Origin of the sequence: Clostridioides mangenotii TR (assembly GCF_000498755.1) — a bacterium.
In the GTDB taxonomy this organism is placed as follows: domain Bacteria; phylum Bacillota; class Clostridia; order Peptostreptococcales; family Peptostreptococcaceae; genus Metaclostridioides; species Metaclostridioides mangenotii_A.
In genome coordinates this window covers 1-1,006 of record NZ_AXUS01000082.1, presented here as the reverse complement: position 1 = coordinate 1,006, position 1,006 = coordinate 1, and the positions used below count along the sequence as shown (strand labels likewise).

Here is a 1,006-nt window from a genome sequence, read left to right as displayed (position 1 = left end):
TTCTGTTTGATCTTCAACTTATTTTATTGTTTCAGCTTAGTAGTTCTTTTTATTTCTTAATTCTTTTTCATATATTTTTTTACTAGACCAAGTCGCTCCTGTTGAAATGGTCAAGTCATTTATTTTCGAGTTTTTATCTAATAAATAAATTCTTTTTCGCCATTTACTATAGTCACAGATATTTCCATAGGAGATGCTAATTTCACTAATATTTTATGTTTATCAACTATGTTATATACACCATATACTCCATCTCTAGATTTATTATCTATGGCACATATAAATACTCTTTCTGAATTTAACTCATGATTTATTTCAAAAATATAATTTCCATCATTATCTTGAGTCCAATCACCTTCTAATATTAATTTATCAAATGCAGAATTAGTAGGTATCAACTCTATACAAGTATCAATCTGATCTTTAATCTTATTGCTAGACCAAGTCTTATCATTCCCTACATATGCGTCATCTAAGATATCTTTAAATGTACCATCTCTACCTTTTAAAGATGCTATCCACTCTAGTTCTGTCCCTGTAAATCCATTGTCCTTTGCTATATCATAAGCTGATTTTCCGTCTAGCCCAGCTAACTCGCCACAGTTCTTCCATCCATCTTTTAAATATATGTAAAGGTTAACACCTACAAGATACGCATCTCCTACATCTGGAGTATCTGGCAATTCTACTTCTGAGTTTACAGACCCTAAGACAATTAAGCCATTCCCGGTATCACCTTTTTCTCCAGTGTCACCTTTTTCACCTTGTATGCCCTGTAWTCCTGGATCTCCTTTATCCCCTTATCCCCTGGATCTCCTTGGTTACCTTGGATACCTTGATTTCCTTGTATCCCTTGTATTCCTTGATCACCCTTCTCACCTTSGATACCTTGTATTCCTTGGTCGCCTTTTCTCCTTTAAATCAACATATGTATAATCTAATTGACCTTCAATTCTTACTCCTAGTTGAGTATCTTTCCATTGAAACTCCAACCCAGTACCTGTAA

At 33.8% G+C, this 1,006-nt stretch carries 1 protein-coding gene; it reads right to left on the bottom strand.

Going from position 1 to position 1,006, the window contains the following annotated elements; genetic code table 11:
* Positions 1–137: 137 nt before the first annotated feature.
* On the bottom strand, positions 138–683 hold the full coding sequence (locus tag T473_RS17520) for a hypothetical protein (protein ID WP_024622627.1): 546 nt from the start codon (positions 681–683) through the stop codon (positions 138–140).
* Between the last annotated feature and the right edge of the window lie 323 nt (positions 684–1,006).